We start from the raw sequence: 616 nt of genomic DNA, 5'->3' as shown, positions 1-616 counted from the left end.
GGAGATTAGCATGAGCGCATATGAATTTGTAGGAGTGGATATTGCCAAAGATAAATTTGATAGTTCTCTATGTATTAACAATCGCCATAAACATGCTGTTTTCTCGAATACAAATCAGGGTCATAACGAGTTTTTAAACTATCTAAATCAATCTGCAGTTTCTCCGTGGGTCTGTATGGAAGCAACGGGGCATTACAGTGAAGAGTTAGCTGATTTCTTAGTCAGGAAAGGGATTCGTGTGAGCGTCATTAACCCTTTTCAAATTAAGAGTTTTGCCAGAGCCTCTTTGGCACGTAATAAAAATGACAGGATTGACGCCAAGCTTATTGCTCAATTTAGTCAACGCATGGAGCCGCGACTGTATCAACCTACTCCAACAGAACAAAAGGAGATGAAAGAATTAACTAAAGTGCTTGATATGCTTAAAGCACAAGTAACCCAGTTAACCAATCAGTTACATAGTATTCGAGGTGCTACAGCCCAAAAATCCTTAAAGAAAATGATTCAGAAATTGGGGCAGGAAATAGAATGTATCCAGAAGAAAATCGATGAGCTGATTAACAATAACCAGCGCCTTAAAGAAAAATTAGACTTATTAATGTCCATTAAAGGCATT

At 37.8% G+C, this 616-nt stretch carries 1 protein-coding gene; it reads left to right on the top strand.

The window, feature by feature from the left end:
• Positions 1-10: 10 nt before the first annotated feature.
• Positions 11-616, top strand: a 606-nt coding sequence (locus Lfee_RS06805; RefSeq protein ID WP_193786946.1) for an IS110 family transposase, incomplete at its 3' end; no start/stop codon positions are given.

This window comes from Legionella feeleii, from assembly GCF_001467625.1.
GTDB classification, from domain to species: Bacteria; Pseudomonadota; Gammaproteobacteria; order Legionellales; family Legionellaceae; genus Tatlockia; species Tatlockia feeleii.
Note: the sequence above shows the minus strand (reverse complement) of the source record. Positions and strands in the feature narration are given on the sequence as shown.